This window comes from Methanobrevibacter sp. (assembly GCF_015062935.1).
Lineage (GTDB): Archaea > Methanobacteriota > Methanobacteria > Methanobacteriales > Methanobacteriaceae > Methanocatella.
In genome coordinates this window covers 134,104-157,741 of the sequence record NZ_SUTM01000004.1, presented here as the reverse complement: position 1 = coordinate 157,741, position 23,638 = coordinate 134,104, and the positions used below count along the sequence as shown (strand labels likewise).

Below are 23,638 nucleotides of genomic sequence, written 5' to 3'. Positions count from 1 at the left end.
AAAATCCAACATCATAATAACAATAATCTAATGAAATAATTAAAAAAAGTTAATTACAGAATTATGGGGAATTCCCTTAAAAAAATAGAGCTTTTCATCGATTAAATTGCATATTATCCGAATATAATTTAAATATAACAATGTAACATGAAAAAATATTAACTATTCAAAACTTTTTAAGGCAAATAAACATATAGGGAGAGCTAAAACTGTTATTATTGATGAAATCAGATATACTGGCGCATATCCGTTTGATGCGAATAATCCCAAAAGTGCTGGTCCAAAGCCCATTGTAGCATCGCAGAATATGAAAAATGTCGATACAGCATAGGACCTGCGATTTTGAGAAACATTCCTTGTGACGATAGTTGTGCATGCAGAGTTGAGAGTTCCGAAACCCAATGCAGCGCATACTGCACAGACAATTACGGTTAATGTTGACGGAAAAACAGCAATTAAAAACAGTCCAACAGACTGTGCCACAATTCCAACTACACATATTATCATATCTCCACCCCTATCCTGAATCCTGCCTGCAATCGGCCGTGAGAGAATAAGAACAAGAGAATATATAATGAAAAACCATGAAAAGATTGATGTTAAGTTCACTTCAGCAGCATATAACCTGTAAAATGAGAGGATGGAAACATATCCAAGACTTGTCAGTGCTGTGAAAAGTGAAACAGGAATTGCACCTCTTTCAAATATTTTTTCAAAACCAGAGTATTCCTCATCTGCCCTAATTTGAGGATTGTTTGCAGGATCATTGGCTGAAACATCAACGAGAGAAATGCTTATTAAAGCAACAGCTGAAAATATTGCTGCACTTAAAAAACATCCGTATGAACCAACGGCATCATAGAGAAATCCTCCAATAAATGGCCCCAGTCCAACAGCCAATGTGGTTCCCATCATGAAATAGCCAAAGGCTTCACCAAAACGATTTTTTGGAAGGACATCTGAAGCAATTGTAACTATTGCATTAGCTGATGCTCCAAATCCTATACCATGAATGAATCTGACAATCAGAAGAACATTAACATCAAGAACAATGAAATACAAAAGACAGGACAAAAAATGAATGCTCATAAATATTAATGCTGTTTTCTTCCATCCGATTCGCTCAAGGGCATTGCCAGAATAGATTCTAGAGCAAAGTCCGCCAAAAATATATATTCCAGATACAAGACCTGCAACAGTAGCTGATGAGCCCATTGATGTCGCATATTCCGTAACAGTCGACATCAATACATACATCACCAAGGCTGTGCATAACAGAGATATAAAAACAAGAAAGAATGATTTTGTAAATATTTTTTCATCAGCATTAACGTTCATTGTTTAAAATTAGGGAATGATAATTAAAAATTCTTTCTATTGCGAATAATCATTGGACAAATCCTCATAAATCAGTTTCCATTGGTCATTTTTTTCATGAAGAATGAATCTGTCAAAAATGTACTTCAGGAAAAATTCTCCTTTTTCCGTAATATGATAAAATTTTATTTCCTTATCTTTATGGGGCTTTAATCTAGAACTGATCAATCCGTAATCTTCCATCTGTGCTAAAATAGGATATATCTTACTGGGATTTGATTTTTTTATAACCCCTTCATCAATCAGATTTTCAAAGAACCTGTCTAATTCCTTCATGATTGCATATCCATGGATAGACTTATGATATTTGATAATCCACATTACCAAAAACCTATATAATCCATTTACAGCAGATTTGAGGATTTTATTGTCTTTAACAAATTCAGCATAATTATTTTGTTTGGTTACCATAATAATCTAAAAAAATATAATGGGAAAAATTTTGTTCCCATTTAAACTGTAACATAGGTAATCTTTACCTTAACGGCAGTGTACCTAAGTGAGTAGTCTTCATCAGGATATTTCCATTTTCCATTATCAAAATCAGAATAATCAACCTTTTTGACAATTTTGCCAGTGTATTTGTTTTTCAGATAAAAAACCACCTTGATAATGTTTGATTTTTTTGCAACCCCTTTGAAAGCTACTTTAATTTCCTTTTCATCATCATCGCTTCTAGTATAAACCCTCAATACGTCCTTATTTTTTAATTTTTTATAGGAATTTGGTTTAAGGGTTATAGTGTGTTTCTTGCCAACAAAAATATGGGCATTTTCACTGACTTTATATTTACTGTCAGCTGATGAAATAATCACTTTATGATCGCCTAATTTTAAACTTTTTGTGTTGAATTTGGCTATTCCCTTAGAATTTGTTTTGATGATGTATGTTTTACTTTTTGATTTTGTAAAAACTTTTACTTTTAATTTAAGGTTTTTTATTGGTTTTTCAGTATCGTCATTTTTGACTTTAACTTTTAGATATGCATTTTTCTTGTAATCTACAACAACATCATCCGCATCAGCATCAGTGTCAATCTTTTTAACTGATTTGGATTGTTTTGTAGCTGCCGGCTTTGTAGCAGCTGGAACCTGATTGTCTGAAGTAGTGTTTTGGACTTCATCAACAGGAGCTACATCATCAGATACCTGATCCTGAACAGAAATGTCAGTGGAATTTTCTGCGGAAACAGCACCAACGCATATTAGCAGACTAACAAAAATGAATATCAGCAGTGCCCCTTTTTTAAAATTCAATTTTAAACCTCCGTTAAAAAGAGTCTATTTAAAAAACTATTTAAATATTTATTCTAAATTTTACAATGAAATTAAAATTGCCCATGCTCAAGATTCAGCAACTGAATTTTTCTCCTGAGTCCACCTGCATAACCTGTTAATTTCCCATTGCTTCCCAAAACCCTGTGGCATGGTATTATAACTGCAATCGGATTATGACTTACAGCTCCCCCTACAGCCTGGGCAGACATTGTTGGAGATATCTTTTGAGCAATTTCACCGTATGTCATTGTTTTGCCATAAGGAATATCTCGCAATATCCTCCAGACCTTCAGCCTGAAATCCGTGCCTCTAGGATTTAGATTGAAATTAATTTCAGGATTCAGACCATTGAAATAGTCATCAAACCATTTTTTAACATCATCAAAAACAGCCAGATTATCATTTCTAATCAGATTTTCAGATGACGGAAAATGTTTCTGGCCAAAAAACCATGTCCCGCAAATAGCTTCACCGTCACTTGCAATTAACATTTCGCCAATGGGCGATGAATAATTAGTTGAGTAATACATCTTTACAGATAAGACCTGAAGAATTCTTCAAATTCCTCATCACTCATAGGTTCCGGAGTGGCAATTCTTTCATTGGCCATAATGCTTGAAGCAAGCTTGCGGTATTCCTGTGCTTCATCACTTTCAGGATATTTTTCCACAACAGTTTTTGCATCTAATTCAGCATCCTGAATTAAATTGCTTCTATGGATTGTGCCAATTACATGTGTTCCTATCCTTTCTGCAAAGTCTGAAACCATCTGCTCTTCATTGTCGACGTTTCTGCAGTTGCATACAATTCCACTCAAGTTACCCTTAAGTTTTTTCACACCACGGACAATATTGTTTGCAGCATAAAGGGACATGTATTCTCCTGAAGTAACAATCAGAACCTCATCAGCATATTTTTCACGAAGCGGCACTGAAAAACCTCCGCAGACAACATCACCCAGCACATCATATACGACAACATCAAGGTCTTCTTCAAAAATGCCCAGTTTTTCAAGTCTTTTCATAGCTACAATTACACCACGTCCAGCACAGCCGACACCAGGTTCCGGTCCTCCGCTTTCAACACATAAAATATCTTTAAATCCTTTAAAAACCAGATCATCTCTTGTGTAATTCTTATTGTTTTTTATAGTGTTGACTATGGTTGGAATTCTAGAGCCATATAACGTACGTGTAGTGTCCGCTTTCGGGTCACATCCTATCACCAGACAGTTCAAATCATCACTGCCCCATATGGCAGACAAATTGGCGACGGTAGTGCTTTTTCCAATACCGCCTTTTCCATAAATAGCTATTTTTTTAATCATAAAATTCTCTCATAATTTCAATTAAGAAGTATGTAAATATATTTGTCAACATCAATATTATATTTTTAGAAAATCGCTATGAAAAAATAATTCAGTCAAAATTCTTCAAGAATCCATAAAGAATATTGCTAAATTCAGCAAAATCAATGTTTCCTTCATAATACTCATCAGACAAATCAAAAATTTGTATTTCACAATCAGCAATCAAATCCTTCAAAGGCAATATATCAAATTCTTTAGAAAAGTACAAATCATCCTTAGGAGCTATGACTAAAGTCTTTGCTTTGATATTTGATAACTTATCTTCCAGATCATAATTAAGGATGGAATCGTTCTGCAACTTGAAGTCATAGATATCCATGAACAGTTTTTCTTCAGCATGATCATCCATCAAAACATCAATTTCATCATTGGTCATTTTCTGAAAGGACCTTTTTGAAAAATAATTGGAATACAACATCTTATTGATTGAAACCATTGTTCTTGACAATGAATCATTATAAACATCCTTGTAAAAATCATCAGTAGCTTCGATAATACTTTCGATTCCCCTGGCAACTGCATATCTATATCCGCTTGTTTTATAGGAGCTGTTCATAAGAATAATAAAATCCATCTCATCAGGATATTCGCAGGCCCACATATATACTTCATAACCACCCATTCCAGTTCCAAAAAAACCTTTAACATGGTCAATATTGAACTTCTCTTTCAGGACCTGCCTTTTGAAGTTTACCTTATCTTTGAATGAATATTTAGGAAATCTGTATCTCAAACCTGTAGTGGAAGGACTGCATGAACCGGGAGTTCCCAAGGAGGAAATTGATATGATAAAATACTTATGGAAATCAAAAACACCTCCTTCACAGGTAAATTCATACAAATCATCAAGTGAAGAGGCATTTCCATCATACTTGTGACATACAATAATAGCATTAGTGATTTTGCCCTCATCATCATATTTGGGGATGCCTTTTGCAATATACTCTACATTAACATCCTCAAGTATTGTTCCGTTTTCAAATTCAAATCTTTCAAGGACAAAATTATCATGCTCATAAACAATGTCTGGACTAAAAATAAGAATACCTCCTTTTTAAATATATTATAAAATTTATTACCTATATAATTTTTTTCAATATTACTATGAGATTATACAAAAATAAATATCAGATTAACATAGTCATTCCCTTTCAATCAGCTTATATACAAAATCGTTTTGCCTGACCTTTGAAGGTAAAGCAATGGCTACATTGCAACCCTTTTCAACATTATCCACAGGACAGCCTTCAATCTGCATGGAATCTATTGTGTGAGTAATGGAACCTGTTGTTTTTCCCTGGATAATAATCTTATCCCCAATTTTTAAATCGTCCCAAATTCTCAACTCGGCAGCATTTACTTTACTGTAATAGTTAACCACCTGCCCTATGTCCTTTTTAATATATTTTGACTGATTGTCATCACTTGTCTCGAAAGGTGTTGAAAAATAAAAGTTTGTATCGAATCCACGATTGAATACACTTGAAAGCTCTTCCATCCATTCATCCTTGACTTCATACCCCAGAGGATCCTTTTCATAATTGTCAATGGCCTGGCGGTAAATTCCAGTTACCATTGCACCATAATCAGGACTTCTTGCCCTTCCTTCAATCTTAAATGATGCAACTCCACTTTCCATTAACTGGGGAATGTATTCAATCATGCACATGTCTTTTGGAGAGAAAAAATTAGTTCTATAGCTTCCATCATCACTTCCTGTAATAATGAACTTCTCCTCATCAACATCACTAAAGTTAATGACATTGTCATCACCTTCCTCGTATGTCAATGTCCAGTTTTTACGGCAAGGCTGCAAGCAATCACCGCAATTTGCACTTCTTCCATACAGGCCATAACTTAAAAAGCATCTTCCTGAAATTGCCATGCAAATTGCACCGTGAATAAAAATTTCAGTTTCAATTGGTGATTTTCTGGTAATGTCTGTAATTTCATCAAGAGATAATTCCCTTGAAAGGATAGCTCTTTTCGCCCCCAATTTTTTAAGGGTCTTTAATGTATAAGAATTAGTAACATTTTCCTGAACGCTTACGTGAGCTTCAAGGCCATTTGAAACGGTATCTTCAATTAAGCCAATGTCAGATAAAATAAGTCCGTCTATTTCACTTTCTGAAATAGCTTCAAGATTATTTTGAAGTTCACTTGCCAAACGTTCATTTAAAATAATATTTGTACATAAATAAGTTTTAGCTCCATATTCGCCAGCAATTTTAGACACTTGACTTAAATCATCTAAAGAAAAGTTTTTAGCATTGGCCCTCATGTTATAATCATCCAGGCCAAAGTAAACTGCATCTGCCCCATTTTCCAAGACTGCGCGAAGGGAAATAAAATTTCCTGCAGGAGCTAATAATTCAACCATAAGAATCTTTTAAGGCTTGTAGTAGGTTTCAGCTTCAAGACCTTCAGGAATTTCTGTAGGATAATCTTCATTCAGACAACCTAAACATAGGTCGTCCTTATCCATTCCAATTGCATCAACCAAAGCAGGTAATGTAATGTATCCTAAAGAGTCAATGTTCAATTGCTCCTGAATTTCCTCAACAGAATAATTTGCAGCAATCAATTCCTTTTTGGTTGCCATCGCAACACCATAGTAACATGGAGCAACTACAGGAGGGCATCCAACTAAAAAGTGAATTTCTGCAGGTTCCGCTTCTTTTACAAGGTCGAGCAATTGTTTTGAAGTGGTTCCTCTTACAATACTGTCATCAATTAGAATAATTTTTTTGCCTTTGATGGCTTCCTTTATAGGATTTAACTTGAGTCTGACGGCAAGTTCCCTTTCTTCCTGTGTCGGCATGATGAATGTTCTTCCAACATACCTATTTTTTATCAATCCTTCACCATACGGAATTCCGGAAGCTCTGGAATAACCTATAGCTGCAGGAATGGAAGAATCCGGAACAGGAATGACAACATCTGCATCGATTGGATACAGCTTATGCAATTGACGTCCAATATTCATCCTTGTTTGATAAACATTGATTCCGTCGATTGTACTGTCAGGCCTTGCAAAGTAAACATATTCAAACATACAGTGTGAAAGTTTGCATTTTCCAGCACTTTCCAGCATGTGGGAGTTAATCTCATCATTTTTAAAGTAAACTACTTCTCCAGGAACAATATCTCTAATGTATTGTGCATTGATAACATCAAAAGCAACGGTTTCTGATGCTAAAATGAATTCATCATCTCTTTTTGCAACGGCAAGAGGTTTGATTCCCATAGGGTCTCTTACTCCATACAGTTCACCATCAACCAAAATTGTCAATGCATATGATCCTACAAGTCTCTTACATACAGCTTCAATAGCTTCAATAACATTTTTACCATTGTCATAATGCTCTTTTTTAAGCAAATAACAAATCACTTCAGAATCACTATCTGACTTGAAATAGAATCCTTCATCAATGAGTTCATTTTTTAACTCTTCGGAATTAACGATATCTCCGTTATGAGCCATTGCAATAAATCCGTCACCAAAATCAGTTACAAAAGGTTGTGAATTTTCTAATTTTGACTGACCAGTAGTTGAGTATCTTACATGACCTATTGCCATACTGCCCTGTAAACTGTGGATTTTTTCATCTTTAAATACATCAGTTATTAAACCCATACCGCAATAGAAATTTAAACCATTTTCCGGATTAAAAGTAGCAATTCCTGCTGATTCTTGACCTCTGTGCTGTAAAGCATACAAACAATAATAAACAAATGATGCAACATTTTTAGAATTATCTGAACAATGAATTCCAACAATACCGCATTTGTCTTCCATCTCACCTTGCATTTGTAAACTCCCTATAAAATAGTATAATAATAGTTATCTAAAAACTAGTATAAAATTATAATGTTTAATCCCAGAAATTTTCAAAATTGTTTGAAATATCCTCATATGAATCTCTAACTTCTGGAACTTTTTCTTCTTCAATATTATTTAAATCCTTTTTTAAATCTTCAGAATTATCATCTACGAATATTAATGCGGTTCTAACAATATTCAGCCATTCAACAGCTTTTGGTTTGCTTTGAGCCGCAATGTAGTTTTGACCTACGATAATGTTTTCAGGCCTGAACTTGTCTGTAGCTATGACAATTCTTGAATAATCCTCCAAATCCTGTCTGAAAGTTTCCTGCCAAAGTTCTTCAAGATTAAAAATTTCTAAAATTTCTTTTGAATAAATATCCTCATATCTTAATTTGAATGCTGAAAAATCAGATTTAATCCCATCAATATCTTCCCTCAGTTCGTTATTCTCCTGGGATAAAACCTCATTTTCCTTAATGAGTTTATTATAATCATCGAGTAAATTATTGTAATTATGAGTTACTTTCATTAATTTATTTTCTAAAGTGTGGATGTTAATTAAATTTAAAGAATAAGATAATGTTGATTTAATTATTGAATTTAATATTTCCTTTTCAGCAAGTCTGAAATCAATGGATTCATCTTCAATAATTATATTGTTATAATCAAATAATCCAACATGATTAAAATCAGTTTTCAATTCATTGAAAAGAATATTATATGTTTCATCATGACCATAACCGCCAATGAGCAAGATATCAGCACCGCTAGCCACTTTTTTGACTATGCTCAATTCAGTAGTTGGAATTATAGATGAAACAATAATATTGTAATCCTGTTCAAGCTGAATATTGTTAACAGCCTTTGAAACCAGCTGAGCAATATCCAAACCCTGAACAATTATTCGAACATCAATTTTTGATTCAAAATTTTCATTTTCCATGAAAATTACCTAAATTACATTCATTTTTTTATGCCATTTCCAAGCGGACTCTACAATCTGCTGTAAATCGTATTGAGGAGTCCATCCTAATTTTTCGTGGATTTTAGTTGAATCCGCTATCAAAATTGCCGGATCTCCTTCACGGCGTTCATCCATCTTGACTTCAAAATCACATTTTGTGACCTTTTTGCACATGTCTATGACTTCACGGACGGAATATCCCTGACCATTTCCAAGATTGAAGATATTGGACTCATTTTCATTGCACAGATATTCATATGCCTTGATATGTGCATCCGCCAGGTCATTTACGTGAATATAATCACGGATGCAAGTTCCGTCAGGAGTGTCGTAATCGCTTCCGAAGATGGATATGCTGTCCCTTTTTCCAATTGCCGCATCTAAAACCAGAGGAATCAAATGAGTTTCAGGATCATGCAGTTCCCCTATCTCACCATCAAAGTCAGCTCCGGCGGCATTGAAGTACCTTAAAGATACATAATTAAAATCACCTTTATCAGCTTCTCTTTGAAGAGCCTTTTCAGTGATGAATTTGGAATGCCCATAAGGATTGATTGGTTTTAGTTCTGTATCTTCAGTAATAGGAATCTGTTCAGGATTTCCATAAACAGCAGCTGTAGATGAAAGAATAAATTTATCCACATTAAATTCTCTCATTATTTTTAAGAGATTTAATGTGTTTTTGTAATTATTTTTTAAATATTTTTGAGGAAATTCAACTGATTCTGCTACTGATGAAAAAGCAGCAAAGTGAATAACACCATCTATGTCATATTTTTCAAAAACTTCTCTAATATTGTCTTTACCAAAGTCATAGTTTTCAAAATTTCCCCATTTGACAAAATTTTCATAACCTTTGCAGAGATTGTCAACTATAACTGTGTCATATCCCGCATTATGCAATGCCTTATTGGTATGGGAACCAATATAACCTGCTCCACCAGTAACCAAAATCATTAGAACACCTATACGAATTTACCTAATTTAAGTAAAGCTTTTGGAGATATTTTAATTAATTTTTTAACAATTTCAGTGGTTGAAATTTTCTCAAAGCTTTCATTTTCAAACGCATGAGCAATACTGTCAAGTTCTTCATCAGATAAGGTTAAAAGGTATTCTTGTACTTTTTTGTATCTTTTGATTTCATGGTCCAATTCTTCATGAGCCATTTTATCGTACTGTTTTAAGAATTTTTTAGAGCAGTCCTCTTTGATAGCCTGTGCAGCAACCTGACCTGCGCACATTCCACCGGTCATACCTGAAATGATTCCTCCACCGGTTAATGGGTTAACTTGTCCTGCTGCGTCTCCTACAACCATTATGTTATCATCATAAAGTTTTTTGGTCATTCCGCCGACAGGGTCTCCACCAACGTTCAATTCAACAGCTTGGGCATTTTTGGTATATGGACATTTTGCAATGAAATCATCAAGGTATTCTTTTGCGGTTTTTTCAGCTTTGTGAGGAAGAATAGCTAAACCGACGTTTGCAATGTCATCTCCTTTAGGGAAAATCCAGACGTATCCTCCAGGTGCAACAGATCCGAAGTAGAATTCAATGACTCCTGGTCTTTCAAATTCCACGTTACACATTTCATATTGTACACCGGATTCCATTTCTTTTGCTTTTGCAGCTGGTCTTAATCCTGCCCATCTTGCAACGTGACCTTCAGGACCATCAGCGGCGATTAAGATTTTACATTTGTAATCTATTTTTTCGCCCATACATTCTGTTTCAACAATGTAACCATTGTCTATTTTTTCAATTCCGGTTACTAAAGTCTTGATTTTGATTTCTGCACCTGCTCTAGCTGCATCCATAGCCATATGTTTATCGAAAACTTTCCTTTCAAGAATGTAACCTGCTTCAGGTAATTGTACTTCATCTTTGGTTAACCAGATGTCAGTACTGTCAGGTGCTACTAATCTTACACCCTGAATTTCCTGGGTAACCCAGCGAGGGGACGGTTCAATTCCTAATTTTTCAAGTCCTTGAATTGAAACTCCTTCAGCACATCTTTTTGGTGATCCTATTTCAGATTTCTTATCCATTAAAATAACTTTTGCTCCGCCTAATGCAGCATGTTTTGCTGCACTGGAACCTGCAGGTCCTGAACCAACAACTATTACATCAGTTTCAATCATATAATCATTCCTCTTTTTCTAAAGCATCAATTGGACATGCTTTAATGCATGTATCACAATCTTTACAGTCATCATCGTTAAAGACTAATGAATACTCCCTAACTTGAATCAAATTTCTTGGACATACTCCAGCACATTCTCCGCAGAATGAGCACCAATCTTTCACTATCATAAATATCTCCTTTTTATAAAACAATTTATGTTATGAATACTAAGTTTTTTATTATATTTAAAAGTTTAGTTAAAAATAAGTAAAAATAAGCAAAATAAGAAAAAAATAAGTTTTTCAGTATTATTTTATCAACAATACTGGAACATTAGATGTTCTTAGAAGTCTTTCAGAAACAGAACCTATCTGTGTATCACTTACATTGTTTTCTTCAAATGATACGAATCTGTTATTGTTTGCCCCATGTGCATGGATAACAACCAAATCAGCGCGGGTTTGCTCAACAATGAATTTCATGTCCCTTAAAGGGTCTGCAGTAAGCAGATGTTCTGTTACTTCAACACCCACTTCGGATGCCTTTTCAGTGATTTTTGCCAAAATTTCATCACCGGAATCCTCTTCGGAATCATAGCTGTTAAATGAAAATTCTTCAAGGACATGAACAGCAGCAATTCTGGCGGAATATTTTTTTGCCAAATCAATAGCTACAGCCGCCGCCTTATCACCATATTCAGAACCATCTACAGGAAGCATAATCACGTTAAACATGATTATTCCCCTTTAAGATAATCGGCATGGCAGAAATCAATGAAGTTGTCTACAATTTCATCGATGTTTTCACTGTCATCAATTATTTTTCCGTCATCCATAAATATTGCTCTGTTGGACAGCTCTTTAATGAAGTCAGTGTTATGTGAAATCATTACAACTGTAATGCCATAATCATGGGAAATCTTTTTAAGAGAGTTTGTCACATCCCTTAATGTAACAGGATCCAAATCACCGAACGGTTCATCTAAAAGCAGGAACTTAGGCCTTGATACCAGAATCAAAGCAAGCATTACACGTACCTTCTGACCTCCGGACAGTTCATATGAACGCCTGTGCAATATATCCAAATCCAAGTCAAGGCTTTCGAAAATGTCTGCTACAGCCTCCTTGGTAGCGGTTTCTGGAAATCTTGGGAATAGGTCATTTAAAATATCGGCATCCAAACCAATCTGTTCAAGACGATGTTTGGCCTCCATTTCAGAAAGGTCTGTCAATAAATAGAATGAATCCAGAAGCTCTTCACTGACACCTATTCTTTTTGCCCTTTCCTGAGCTTCCTTAACAACGTTTGCATTTTTATATCCTAGTCTTGCCGCCAGCTGGTTTAAAACTGTAGCATAATGGCTTAATGCAAATTCCTGATGCATGAAACCTAACTTTGAACGGATTTTCATACGGCTCAAACCAGGCATTTCAATGTCTCTCCATTCACCTTCGGAGTAATAGAGGATGTCACCTTTATCGGGATAATCTAATCCTCCAAGCATCCTTAAAAGAACAGTTTTACCCGCTCCACTCGGACCTATGATGCTTAAAATGTTTTTGTCCTGCACTTTGAAGTTAATGTCCTTCATCTGGAGAACTTCCCCTCCAGTCAATAAATAGAACCTTTTATAAACATCCTTAACGTCAATCAAATCTTTATCAGTTGATATATTTTCTATGTCCACTATAGGTTCCATATCAGCCATGAACTTGTCACAAATCTCTTCAGGAGTTCCTTCATCAGCAATTTGGCCGTCCTCAAGTAAAATCACTCTATCCGCCAGATATTTCTGCACATCAGGCAAGTGTGAAACCAGAACGACTGTGATATTCAATTCCTTGTTAATTTTTTTAACAGCATCCAATATTTCCTGTTTGGTTTTAGGGCATGCCATAGTAGCAGGTTCATCAAGAAGTAAAGCTTTCGGTTTTTTTGCAAGCTGACGAGCCATGATAAGTCTTTGCTTTTCACCTCCGCTTAAAACAGAAGCATAATGATCCGCCTTATGGGTCAATGAAACAAGTTCCAGAAGTTCATCAGCTTCCTCACCGAATTCACTTTCTGCAACTTCAAAGTTTGTATCTCCTTCATCAAAGTATCTTCTAGCATATAATTTTCTTAAAACATTTTCACGTACGGTATCTGGCCATACGCCGAATGACCTTTGAAGATGAATAGCTGTTTCTTTTTTAAGATTATTATAATAAAATTGAGAAGAATCTGAATCCACACTGACATCACCAACTGTGATTTTTCCTGCGTCAATGTGTTCAACTCCCCTTAATGCTCTAAGCAGTGTTGTTTTACCTGAACCGCTTTTTCCCATAATTCCCAGAATTTCTCCTTCTTCAACTTCAAAACTAACATCTGTTAAAGCGGTTATTTTAGTTCCATCATCCAATTCATAATCTTTACTTACATTTTCTACTTTTATCATTCTTTATGCCCCTTATAATAATACAATTATATTCATGAAACTATTTATATTTTAATCATTATATTTTAAAACAAGTGATTACAATGGCTAGCGATGACAAAATTGAAGAATATTTAAATTATTTAAAACAAGAAAAAATCATGATTGAAACTCATTTTGCAAATATGGAACGTATTTTAAGGGATGAACCTAAATTAGACCAACAGAAAGCATTCGGACTACTGTCTAACTTTAATACCTACAGCATTCAATACGACCAGATATGTAACGATTTAATCGAATTTTTAAGAATATTCAAAGAAGATGAAACTGAAATCAGACTCTATAAAACTGATGAACTAGTGGAATTACTTGAACAGAAAGTTAATCAGATTTAACTGTCATATTTAATTGATACATCACCATAACCGTCTGTAGTTGAATTTTCAGCTACAACTTTACCATTTCTTAAAAGCTGGATTGTTAGTTCACCTTCACCGCCATATTTCTCAGCACTTATTTCCACATCATCCCATGCTGCACAATCCAGAGTATATGAACTTGTTCCTGTACCTGTTTTTTCGATAAGGTAATTAGGATCACCCATTTTGGCATACCAATTACCATTATATTTAATAACAGCTTTGAATGGATAAGAAGAAGACTGATGTTGGCTTCCATCGTCACTAACTATATTTAATGCTTCATTACTAGAAGGTTGAGAATTATTATAAGCAAATGAAAATAATAAAAAAGCAATGATAATTATTCCCAAAACAATTACAATTTTTTTCGCAATGCCTATGCTCCAACCCCGATGCCGACCAGTATTTTTCATTTTCTTGTCTGACAGGAGGTAGTGGCAATTATGACAATATGTAGATGAGGTTGCATTTTCATAACCGCATCTTGGACATTTAACCATAAATTTAATTCCTTTACTTTTAGTTATGAAACTTTTTAAAAATACTTATATTTAAAGTTAATGGAAAATTAGTATTTTTTTCTAAAACTTAATAAGGAATTAGTGATAATAATTATAGACATTTTCAGCCGTTTTTTGATTCATACCCTCTATTTTAGATAATTCCCCAATTGATGCCTTTTTAATGTTATCGATTGTTTCAAATTCTTTTAAAAGAATCATCTTTCTTTTTTTACCAATTCCAGCGATATCGTCCAGTGAAGAGGCCGAGATATTCTTGCTGCGCAGTTTTCTATGATAGGTAATTGCAAAGCGGTGTGATTCATCCCTCACCTGCTGAAGCAAATGCAATGCCTTGTTATTTTTAGGAATTATAATCGGACGGCTTGAATTAGGAATAAATATCTCTTCAAATTCCTTAGCAAGACCAATTATGGGAATATGAGTCAGATTTAACTTATCCAAAACTCCGCATGCCATACCAAGCTGTCCCTTACCTCCATCAATCACTATAAGGTCAGGTTCGGGGTCTCTGTCAATCATTTTTAACCTGCGGGTCAGCAATTCCTCCATCATTGCAAAATCGTTCGGTCCGGGAGTTTCCATTTTGAAATGTTTATACATTTTTTTGTTGGGCTTGCCGTCCTTAAAGGACACCTTGGAGCCCACCGCAAACTTGCCTGAAATGTTACTTATATCATAACCTTCAATAACGCGCGGCAACTTTTCAAGCTTCAGATATTTTTTAAGCTCAATTAAAGCTGATTCCATCTTTTTCTTTTGATGCTTGATTATTTCCGCATTCTTACGAGCCATCTTTACAAGACGCAACTTGACACCTTTCTGAGGAACTTTAATGTGAACTTTGTTTCCCCTTAAATCACTTAGCCACTCTTCCAGCAGTTCCTTTTCATCAATATCCTCATCCAAGAGAATCTGTTTTGGAACGTGACGGTTATATCCGTAATACTGTTGAATAAATGCAAACATGATTTCGGATGATGAATCATATTGTGAAGCGCTCATCAAAAAGTCATCTCGCCCGACAATCTTGCCGTTTCTGATAGGCATGATTATTACAACCACTTCATTTTCACCCGGTGCGATAGCTATAACGTCCTGGTCCAAATCATCATCAACGAGATCAACAAACTGCTTTTCCATAATCTCTTCAATTGAAGCTATCTGATCTCTTATAACAGCGGCTTTTTCATATTCCTCCTTGCCTGCAGCATCCATCATTTCCTTTTTGAGGTTCCTGACTATTGTTGAGTATTTGCCCTGGAAAAACAAGTCAATCTTATTGATTATTTCAGCATACTCCTTTTCTGAAATCTTTCCGTCACATGGAGCATAACACAAATCAATCTGGGAATTCAGACAAGGCCCATGCATATTTCTACAGGTTCTAATCTTAAATAAGGACTTTAAAAATTTTACAGTCTGCTTTACAGAACCCACATCAGTAAACGGACCGTAATAAATGCCGTTTTTGGTAACGTTTCTTGTAATGACAAGACGAGGAAACTTCTCATCTGTGATTTTTACATATGGATATCTCTTATCATCCTTAAGCTGAACGTTATATCTAGGGCGATGCTTTTTGATTAAAGTTGCCTCTAAAATCAGAGCCTCCTTTTCGGAATTGGTGACAATATATTCCAGACTGTCGAAATGGCTCATCAGTATTTGGGTTTTTGGCCTGTCCAGCTTTTCCCTGAAATAAGATTTAACCCTTTTTATAAGGTTTTTTGCCTTTCCGATGTAAATTATGGTGTCTGTGTTATCCCTCATTATATAGACACCTGGCTTATTCGGCAAATTATCAGGAGATTTAACTTTTGTAGACATGAAAATCACCTAATTTAGCTCAACATAATCATTGACTATTTTTACACGGTTGTTTGCAATCATTAAATCTAAAACACTGTTGATTCTTGCTGCAGTCTTTTTGGAGGTGGATTTGAAACCGAAATTGCGTGAAGTTTCCTTGGCAATCTGTTTTGTTGAAACATTGCCCTTATGAAGAAGTACAAGTTCAATGCTTTTTGATATTTCCTCATCAGAAATCAGTTCAATGTTAGGTTTTTGCCTTCTTCTGATAACAACATTATTGTTGGATGCATCATAGAGGAAATCTCCAATTCTGATTATATCTCCGGTATTTTCGGCTTCACTGATGGCGGCCTGAACTGTCTTTTTCAAATTGGAACCTGCCCTTTTAATGTGGCAGCTGTCCTTGACTCTTTTTGTAACTTCTTTAACGTGTATTGGTCCTTCAACATCCACAATTCTGACTACTGATTTGGAAATGTTGGATATTGGCTGTGAGTAGAGCTCATTTTGTGATGTTATACCTATGTCTGTGACCTGAACATAGTCGATTATCTCATCTTCAAGCTTTTTCTTGCCAGGAAGCTTTTTATCATCAAATGCCTTAAGCTTGTTGTTATTGTGGAATCTTTCCTTTTCAATTTCCTTATAATCTTCATTGGCTGACTGGATAATGTCCTCCAATGCCTGATCTTTCTGCTCTTCGGTAATAGGTCTGTGAGTGACATTAACAATAACATCATCCTCAACGAAATCGGATTCGAAATTATTGCCGGCTAATTCTTCCTCCATCTGAATAATCTTGTCTGAGTCATCATCGCTTGGCTTGGATAAATACTCATTAGGGTCGTATTCCTCTGTTCTGTCAACCACTGAAACATAATCTATTTGGGTAGGATTTTCAATTTCATTTAAGGATTTATTGATATACTGCATATCCTTTTTAATTCCTCGGATAGAATCCTTCAGTGACTTTTTATGCTCGTTTTTATAATAAACATTATTTTTTCTTAATGGATTTGTAACATCAGTTGCACCCTTGAAGTAAACATCTTCAGGTAAAGGTGTATCCTCAGAAGTTTGTATGTTTTCAGCACTGCTTTCATTTTCTTGAATTTGTGAGGTAGAATCCGGAACTATTTCCTCATCAACATAATGATCTTCAATGCTGGATTCAAAATTATTTATGTCATCATCATTGTCATGTGGAATTTCATAATCCTGAACATCTTCAGGTTCAGGATAATCTTCAAAGGACTTATTATTATTGTCAATTATATCATCGATGTTTTCAGTTTTGAAACTGTCTGATGATTCGTTTCTTAAAGAAGATTCTTTGCTGCTGAATACCTCATCCATAAACTCATCCATGGCCTTGTCAATTACTCTTTCGGCTTCATCATGAATCTCTTCATAGTCATCATGACTTAAGTCAGGTAATTCATCATTGAATATGTTTAACTCTTCATCCTCTTCAAAGTAATAATCCTCTTTTGGAGTAGGTTTTTCCAATGGAATATCCTGTGAATAATCCATATCCTCAGTCACTATTTCAGCTTCAACCACATTGTCATCGCTAGGTGCAGGTCTGTGTGAAGGAATCTCTTCATCAATGACCACTCCCCTTACAGTTTCAATTTCTTCAGGTTCAAGCTGAGATTCGCCTGAAACAACATCTGAGAATATCTGTTTTACAAAACTTGCTCTTTTTGATTTAGTTTTAGGTCTGACATTTTGGCGAATTTCATCAACGTCAAAATCATCTTCGTTTTCCTCAGCTATTTCATCATCACTATGGTCTACATAAATATAATCATCATCAGCGTTAACATCGTCTTTAACATGGACATCCTCAGAACCTAAATCAACACCATCATCAACATTAACATTAACATCCTCAGAACCTAAATCAACACCATCATCAACATTAACATTAACATCATCATTATCTACTTCTTTTGAAGGTTCATCATGTTCTATATTGATTTTATCAGAGAAAACAGGTTTTTTAATGTTATTAACCGGTTCTGATTTTTCTTCTTCGAAACCAGCACCATATTCTTCAGTGACTGGTTCTTCATATTCTTCAGTTATAGGCTCTTTTTCAACTTTTGAAGCGTAATCTTCAATATTGAAGTCATCATGATTAATTTCATCAGCAACCTCATCATTGCTGTGATCTACATAAATATAATCATCATCTGAACCCAAATCAACCTTATCAGATTGCTTAGCAGATTTATCCTCAATATCCTCATCAGGAATACCTTCATCCAAGTCATCTTCGAAAACTGAATTTTTGCCAAGATCCTTGTGGAACTTAAGTCCTGAAAAGATTGATGACTTATTGTTATCAGATTCATCATCCTCATCCCTTTCAGGGCGCAATAAATCTTTAACTATCTGTTTGAATGATTTCGGTTCCTGGTGTTCATCTGCATAATCAGTATCATCTTCCCAAACTTCGGCATTGTCTTCAGGGGAAATTTCTTCATCATCTTCCCAAACTTCAGCATCATCATTTTTATCTGCAGGTTCTTCCTGTGACTCCCAGACTTCCTTGTCCGGAGAATCATCAAAATCATCATCTTTAGAATCAGACACATTACCATTTACAGAATCAGCACCCTCAACATTAACCTCATCTGCAACATTAACACTGTCATCAAAATCATCATCTTTAAATTCAGATACATTTTCATTTACAGAATCAGTACTTTCAACAGTGCCTTCATCTGCAACATTAACACTATCATCAATATCAATATCGTTGGATTCGGATACTTTCTCATCTGCAACATTATCCTCATCAAAATCGTTGTCTTTAAATTCAAATACATTTTCAGTAGCTGAATCTGCACCACCAGCGGCTTGCTCAACAACAATATCATCTACATCATTTACACTATCCTCAGAATCTTCACCAATTGTTTCTGTTTTTATGTTTTCCAAATCTTCTATCTGTTCATCAATGGAATCTTCACCTATGAATTCGGATTTATCAGGTTTGAATTCAGGTTCATCCTTTTCAATGTCTTCAACAGTTACAAATTCTGAAGGAGCATCTTTTGAAACATTATCTTCATTAATTGAATTGTCTTTAACAGGTTTTTTTACAGCGTCATCATCTTCAAAGAATTCCTTAGGATCTATTTCACTTACATCAATAGGTTTTTCTAAGATATCTCCGTCATCAACTTTTTCAACCTCTACAAAATCAGCAGGTCCAATGTCTTCAGGATTTATTTCGGCTTCTTCTGCTTCTTTTTCAGCTTTTTCTTTTTCTTCCCTTTCACGGGCTAAACGCAATTCTTCTGCTTTTTTCTCAGCTTCAATTCTTCTTTTCTTAGCCAGTTTCTTCTCTTCTTCAGATCTGCGTTTTTCCTCTTCTCTGGTTTGACGAATTGATTTTTCCACAAACTCAAGAAGTTTTTTACGGCCTAAATCCCTATTTCTGTACCAGTCGGTTGACCATAAATGGTATAATTTCCAGCCTAAACCTGTCAATACCTGTTCACGGAGCCTGTCCCTGTCACGGGCAACTTTACTTGAGGAATACATTTTACCGTCAGTTGTAATACCCAGGATGTATTTTCCAGGGTTTTCATCATCTACAATAGCCAAGTCAACTCTGAATCCTGCACATCCGATTTGTCTGTCAACAGTATATCCGTTTTCCTGCAGGAAACTTGCTATTGCATCTTCAAACGGTTCTTTTGAATATTCATCAGTATTGCTGGTTCCCAAAGTAAGGTTTTCAGCATATTCCAGAAATTCTTTTAAGGATTTAACCCCATATGGAGGGTTAGCTGTTAAATTCATGTCGTAAGCTTTAAAGTTTGAAAATACTACACATTTTTCTCTTGCACGTGTAATCAGTACATTTAAACGTCTTTCTCCACCATCCTGATTTAACGGACCGAAGTTTAAGGACATCTTTCCGTCCTGATCATAGCCGTAACCGACACTGATTAGAATAACATCCCTTTCATCCCCCTGTATTGTTTCAAGGTTTTTAACGAAGAAACGTTCTTCCTTATTGTCTGAAAACAGAGGTTCATATTCCGGATGTTCCTTACGTTTTACTTCCAGTGCTTCCAGTATTGCGTTCTTTTGGGCAACTGAAAATGTTCCGACTCCTAAACTTTTTGTATCACCGTATTTTTCAAAGTGGTTGAATATCTCCTCTACAACATCATCTGCTTCAAGAGGGTTTTTGGATGATGCTCCTCTTAGATACTGTGTATTCGGATTGTAGTGGAATTTCAAACCTAGTTCAGGGTCTGAATGTGAAGGTGAAGGATAAACCAAAAGGTCATTATCGTAAAATTCCCTGTTTGAAACTGTGATTAATGATTCATGACGGGAACGGTAGTGCCATTTAAGCATCTTAACCGGGAATGACAGTTTACATAAATGAAGAATACTTTCCATGTCCAGTGATGTTGCCTCTTCCTCGTCGCTGTCTGCATCGGACATCTGGTCGAAAAATGATGTAGGAGGCAATTGTTGGGTGTCTCCCATAACCACTGCGGTTTTACCTCTCATGAATGCACCTAATGCATCTTCAGGTTTTACCTGACTTGCTTCGTCAAAAATAACAACGTCAAACTGAAGCTCTTCATTTGTAGGATCCAAATATTGTGCAATGGATAACGGGGACATCATGAAACAAGGTTTGATTTGTTTTATCATTCCGCCGGCTTTTTCCAAGAGTTTTCGAACCGGCATGTGTCCGCTTTTTCTTGTAAATTCTCCTGCCAATATTTTAGCTTGAGGATTTTCTGTTCCGCCGAATATTTTTGGAATGTTGCTGTTCAGCTTATGGAATATCCTTTTACGGTTTAATGTTAAAATCTTTTTATCCAAATCCTTGAATTCACGAATTCTGTTTTCGTGAAGTTCACCTACGAATGTAGCCAGTTCCTGATTTTCAATGAATAATATATTTAAAAGTGAATCTGCAAAGTTTCCTTCAACCAGTGCGTTAATGTCATCCTTGTGAATGTTTCTTTTTTCGATTGAATCTACAAACATCTTTGCATTTGAGCTTTTAAGCCTGTTTTTAGTATTTAAATATTGTGACCATAAGTGAAGGCTTGATAGCTGTCCTCTCCAATTATACAACTGTTGCTGCCATGCCTCAAACGGTACGTCACCTGTTTCTCTTTTAAAGATTAATTTGCTTCTAGGATTTAATTTGTCCCTAAGCTTTGACAATACTCTGACAAACTCCTCTCCGGACTCAATATATTCTGCAAGGTCCCTTTCAGGTTTGAAATCAAAGAGATCCTTACTCATCATGTCAATTGTATTCTGTGAAAATGTTCCTTCACGCACAAGTGCTGAAAATTCATTCATCCAGCGTGCAATAGCCACTAAATCCTGAGGATTTGCATTCAAATGCCAATATCCTCCATAATATTTTTGGCCCAGTGCATTGTTGGCTTCAAGGGTTTTTCTGATTTTGATTATTGCTTTAGCTTCCTGTAAATCCCTTATTATTTCATCAACACTTCCAGGTACTGGTATTGCATAATATCTGTCAACAAGCTCAATATGCTGTTTATTGTTAAAGAACCTGAATTTCTTATGTGAGAGATTTCTCAGCTCATATATCAACCGGTCAATATCCGCCTGGAAAATGTTCTGATTAAACTTGTTTAAGGCAGGAGCATATTTCTGATATCTTTGAAGCTCGTTGATTAATCTGAATGCATCGTCATTGTTATTGTTCCATGCCCCGGACTTTATGATGCTTGCATCAATAAGCTCCGCATTCTGTGACTTGATTACCTCAAATGCGGAAAGTGAATTTTGAAACTCGTTTAATGTATCCGGCTTTTTAATTCCATAAATGTCATAAACCCTTCCACGCTCAACAAGGAAATTGTCCAGGCTGTGAAGAGTGTCGTTAATCAGCATTTCTATTTCCCTTAAATCGGCCGGAAGCAAACTTTTAGGAGCGCACTTGCTCCATGGATTTTCACGGGAAATTGTCTGATAGAGCTCTGCGAGATTTTCAAGAGCTATTTTCATGTCATCCAAATCTTTCAATGTGACACTTTCCGGATTTTCAAATCTGACCAGAGGCATCAGTGTATCCTTTCTTGAGAAATGGTCATCGGCAGATTCTTTCATTCCGTACAGTTGGAACGGAGATAAATTCACTGCAAATGCAGGTTTGTGAATGATTTGTGAATAGTCATCCAGCTGGCGGCGTAAGGTTTCCAGTTTACGGATTGTCTGGTCAATGTTCAGTGGTTCCTGTGCCCTTACATTGGTTGCCTTCTGCAGGTCCTTTAGGAATTTTTTACGTCTGGTTTTATGGGAATGGAGTTCAAGAACAAACTTGCCCAAACCTACAGCGGTCAGACGGTCCTTTACAACATCCAGTGCCGCCATCTTTTCTGATACAAACAGAACTGATTTGCCTTCAGCCAGAAGCTCAGCAATAAGGTTTACAATAGTCTGTGATTTTCCGGTTCCAGGCGGTCCTTCCACAACAAGATTGCAGCCTGCCTTAACGTCCTGAATAGCTGCAATCTGTGATGAATCCGCATCAAGAACCTGATACATGTTCTGATATTCAAGCCTTGAGTCAATGTCTTCTTCCCTGAATGATTCCTGATCATTTTTTGCAGGATTAAAAATGGCCTGTATCAATTCGTTTTTAGTCAAATCAACATTGTCGGCCCATGCTTCAGGGTTTAAATCGTTATACATTACAAATTTTGTGAAACTGAAAAAACCTAAAGCTACATTGGTGTTTACTTCCCATCCGTCCATTCTTGAAATGACACGGCGCACACTTGCAATGTAATGGTCAATGACCTCGCCGTATCTTTTGAACTGGAAATCAGGAAGTTCAATGCCTGCTTCAAGAAGCTTTGCCTTAAGTGAGATGTTGGTTTGGATATCTTCCCCTGTCCATTCGAGGTTGAATGATTCTCCGACTTTTTTCCTTTCCATTGAAACCGGAATCAATACGAGAGGAGCGTTATTTTTCTGTCTTGGCTTGGATTTGTCTTTCCATTCCAGAAATCCGACAGCCAGATAGAGGATATTGTAACCCTGCTCCTGGAGCATTGTCTTTGCCTGGTTGTTAATGTAATATAATCTTTTTTGAAGTTCCTTTGGGGTCAAATCTGTTGCTAACTTTCTGTCGCCTTCTGAAAACTTTGAAAAATCAAATGGAATATGGTCCCAGACAGATGACTTGTCCTCTTTTTTATCCTTCTTGTTGGCTACAAAATACATCTTGTTTTCTTGAAGAACCAATGTCTGGAAAAGATTTACAGGGGACTGGTTTACGATTGTAATGGTTTTAGCTCTTGCTTTAAAGTTAAGAAGTTGATTTCTTAATGTTAAATCCAATAGCTCCCTACGTAAATTCTTAAATTCCTTTTCGATTATATTAGTTGACTTGTTTAACATGATGACCCTTTAAAAGTGTAAAAAAAAATTCGAAATGCATATATAATTATAATTATATTTATTTATAAAGTTTTCTAAAT

Annotated in this window: 18 protein-coding genes; 1 reads left to right on the top strand and 17 read right to left on the bottom strand. The window is 35.6% G+C overall.

What is annotated here, in order from left to right; genetic code table 11:
* Window positions 1-162: 162 nt before the first annotated feature.
* The 14 genes from E7Z81_RS02980 to E7Z81_RS02915 all read right to left on the bottom strand — a co-directional run bounded on the left by E7Z81_RS02980 (window position 163) and on the right by E7Z81_RS02915 (window position 13,384).
* Window positions 163-1,338: an MFS transporter gene (locus tag E7Z81_RS02980; RefSeq protein ID WP_292744035.1), complete on the bottom strand. Its 1,176-nt coding sequence runs from the start codon at window positions 1,336-1,338 to the stop codon at window positions 163-165.
* Window positions 1,339-1,374: 36 nt separating this feature from the next.
* Window positions 1,375-1,788 carry a PadR family transcriptional regulator gene (locus tag E7Z81_RS02975; RefSeq protein WP_292744032.1) on the bottom strand — a complete coding sequence of 138 codons (414 nt, stop codon included), beginning with the start codon at window positions 1,786-1,788 and terminating at the stop codon, window positions 1,375-1,377.
* 41 nt (window positions 1,789-1,829) lie between these two features.
* Complete coding sequence (locus tag E7Z81_RS02970; RefSeq protein WP_292744029.1) at window positions 1,830-2,633, bottom strand: hypothetical protein; 804 nt, start codon at window positions 2,631-2,633, stop codon at window positions 1,830-1,832.
* A 71-nt stretch (window positions 2,634-2,704) separates the two neighbouring features.
* Complete coding sequence (locus E7Z81_RS02965) at window positions 2,705-3,184, bottom strand: methylated-DNA--[protein]-cysteine S-methyltransferase (RefSeq protein ID WP_292744027.1); 480 nt, start codon at window positions 3,182-3,184, stop codon at window positions 2,705-2,707.
* A 2-nt stretch (window positions 3,185-3,186) separates the two neighbouring features.
* Window positions 3,187-3,981, bottom strand: a complete 795-nt coding sequence (gene cfbC, locus E7Z81_RS02960; RefSeq protein ID WP_292744024.1) for a Ni-sirohydrochlorin a,c-diamide reductive cyclase ATP-dependent reductase subunit — start codon at window positions 3,979-3,981, stop codon at window positions 3,187-3,189.
* Window positions 3,982-4,072: 91 nt separating this feature from the next.
* Entirely contained in the window at window positions 4,073-4,864 is a 792-nt protein-coding gene (locus E7Z81_RS02955) for an alpha/beta fold hydrolase (protein ID WP_292744021.1), read from the bottom strand.
* Between the two features lie 300 nt (window positions 4,865-5,164).
* Window positions 5,165-6,403 carry a peptidase U32 family protein gene (locus E7Z81_RS02950; protein ID WP_292744018.1) on the bottom strand — a complete coding sequence of 413 codons (1,239 nt, stop codon included), beginning with the start codon at window positions 6,401-6,403 and terminating at the stop codon, window positions 5,165-5,167.
* A 9-nt stretch (window positions 6,404-6,412) separates the two neighbouring features.
* On the bottom strand, window positions 6,413-7,834 hold the full coding sequence (purF, locus tag E7Z81_RS02945; RefSeq protein ID WP_292744016.1) for an amidophosphoribosyltransferase: 1,422 nt from the start codon (window positions 7,832-7,834) through the stop codon (window positions 6,413-6,415).
* Window positions 7,835-7,898: 64 nt separating this feature from the next.
* The gene (locus tag E7Z81_RS02940; RefSeq protein WP_292744014.1) at window positions 7,899-8,795 is read right to left on the bottom strand and encodes a hypothetical protein; all 897 of its coding nucleotides are present in this window, start codon (window positions 8,793-8,795) and stop codon (window positions 7,899-7,901) included.
* Between the two features lie 9 nt (window positions 8,796-8,804).
* Entirely contained in the window at window positions 8,805-9,773 is a 969-nt protein-coding gene (galE, locus tag E7Z81_RS02935; RefSeq protein ID WP_292744011.1) for a UDP-glucose 4-epimerase GalE, read from the bottom strand.
* An 8-nt stretch (window positions 9,774-9,781) separates the two neighbouring features.
* Window positions 9,782-10,960, bottom strand: coding sequence for an NAD(P)/FAD-dependent oxidoreductase (locus E7Z81_RS02930; protein ID WP_292744007.1), 1,179 nt, complete (start codon window positions 10,958-10,960; stop codon window positions 9,782-9,784).
* Window positions 10,961-10,964: 4 nt separating this feature from the next.
* Window positions 10,965-11,132, bottom strand: coding sequence for a 4Fe-4S binding protein (locus E7Z81_RS02925; protein ID WP_292744004.1), 168 nt, complete (start codon window positions 11,130-11,132; stop codon window positions 10,965-10,967).
* Between the two features lie 120 nt (window positions 11,133-11,252).
* Window positions 11,253-11,678: a universal stress protein gene (locus E7Z81_RS02920; protein ID WP_292744001.1), complete on the bottom strand. Its 426-nt coding sequence runs from the start codon at window positions 11,676-11,678 to the stop codon at window positions 11,253-11,255.
* 2 nt (window positions 11,679-11,680) lie between these two features.
* Window positions 11,681-13,384, bottom strand: a complete 1,704-nt coding sequence (locus E7Z81_RS02915; protein WP_292743998.1) for an ATP-binding cassette domain-containing protein — start codon at window positions 13,382-13,384, stop codon at window positions 11,681-11,683.
* An 83-nt stretch (window positions 13,385-13,467) separates the two neighbouring features.
* Between E7Z81_RS02915 and E7Z81_RS02910 the strand changes: the two genes are divergently transcribed.
* Window positions 13,468-13,761, top strand: coding sequence for a hypothetical protein (locus tag E7Z81_RS02910; RefSeq protein ID WP_292743995.1), 294 nt, complete (start codon window positions 13,468-13,470; stop codon window positions 13,759-13,761).
* Here E7Z81_RS02910 and E7Z81_RS02905 read toward each other — a convergent pair.
* The 3 genes from E7Z81_RS02905 to E7Z81_RS02895 all read right to left on the bottom strand — a co-directional run bounded on the left by E7Z81_RS02905 (window position 13,758) and on the right by E7Z81_RS02895 (window position 23,558).
* On the bottom strand, window positions 13,758-14,288 hold the full coding sequence (locus E7Z81_RS02905) for a zinc ribbon domain-containing protein (protein WP_292743992.1): 531 nt from the start codon (window positions 14,286-14,288) through the stop codon (window positions 13,758-13,760). The genes E7Z81_RS02910 and E7Z81_RS02905 overlap by 4 nt on opposite strands.
* Before the next feature lie 99 nt (window positions 14,289-14,387).
* A complete protein-coding gene (gene uvrC, locus E7Z81_RS02900) occupies window positions 14,388-16,139 on the bottom strand; it encodes an excinuclease ABC subunit UvrC (RefSeq protein ID WP_292743988.1) in 1,752 nt (583 codons plus the stop codon).
* 9 nt (window positions 16,140-16,148) lie between these two features.
* Window positions 16,149-23,558, bottom strand: a complete 7,410-nt coding sequence (locus E7Z81_RS02895; protein ID WP_292743985.1) for a DUF3320 domain-containing protein — start codon at window positions 23,556-23,558, stop codon at window positions 16,149-16,151.
* Window positions 23,559-23,638: the final 80 nt, after the last annotated feature.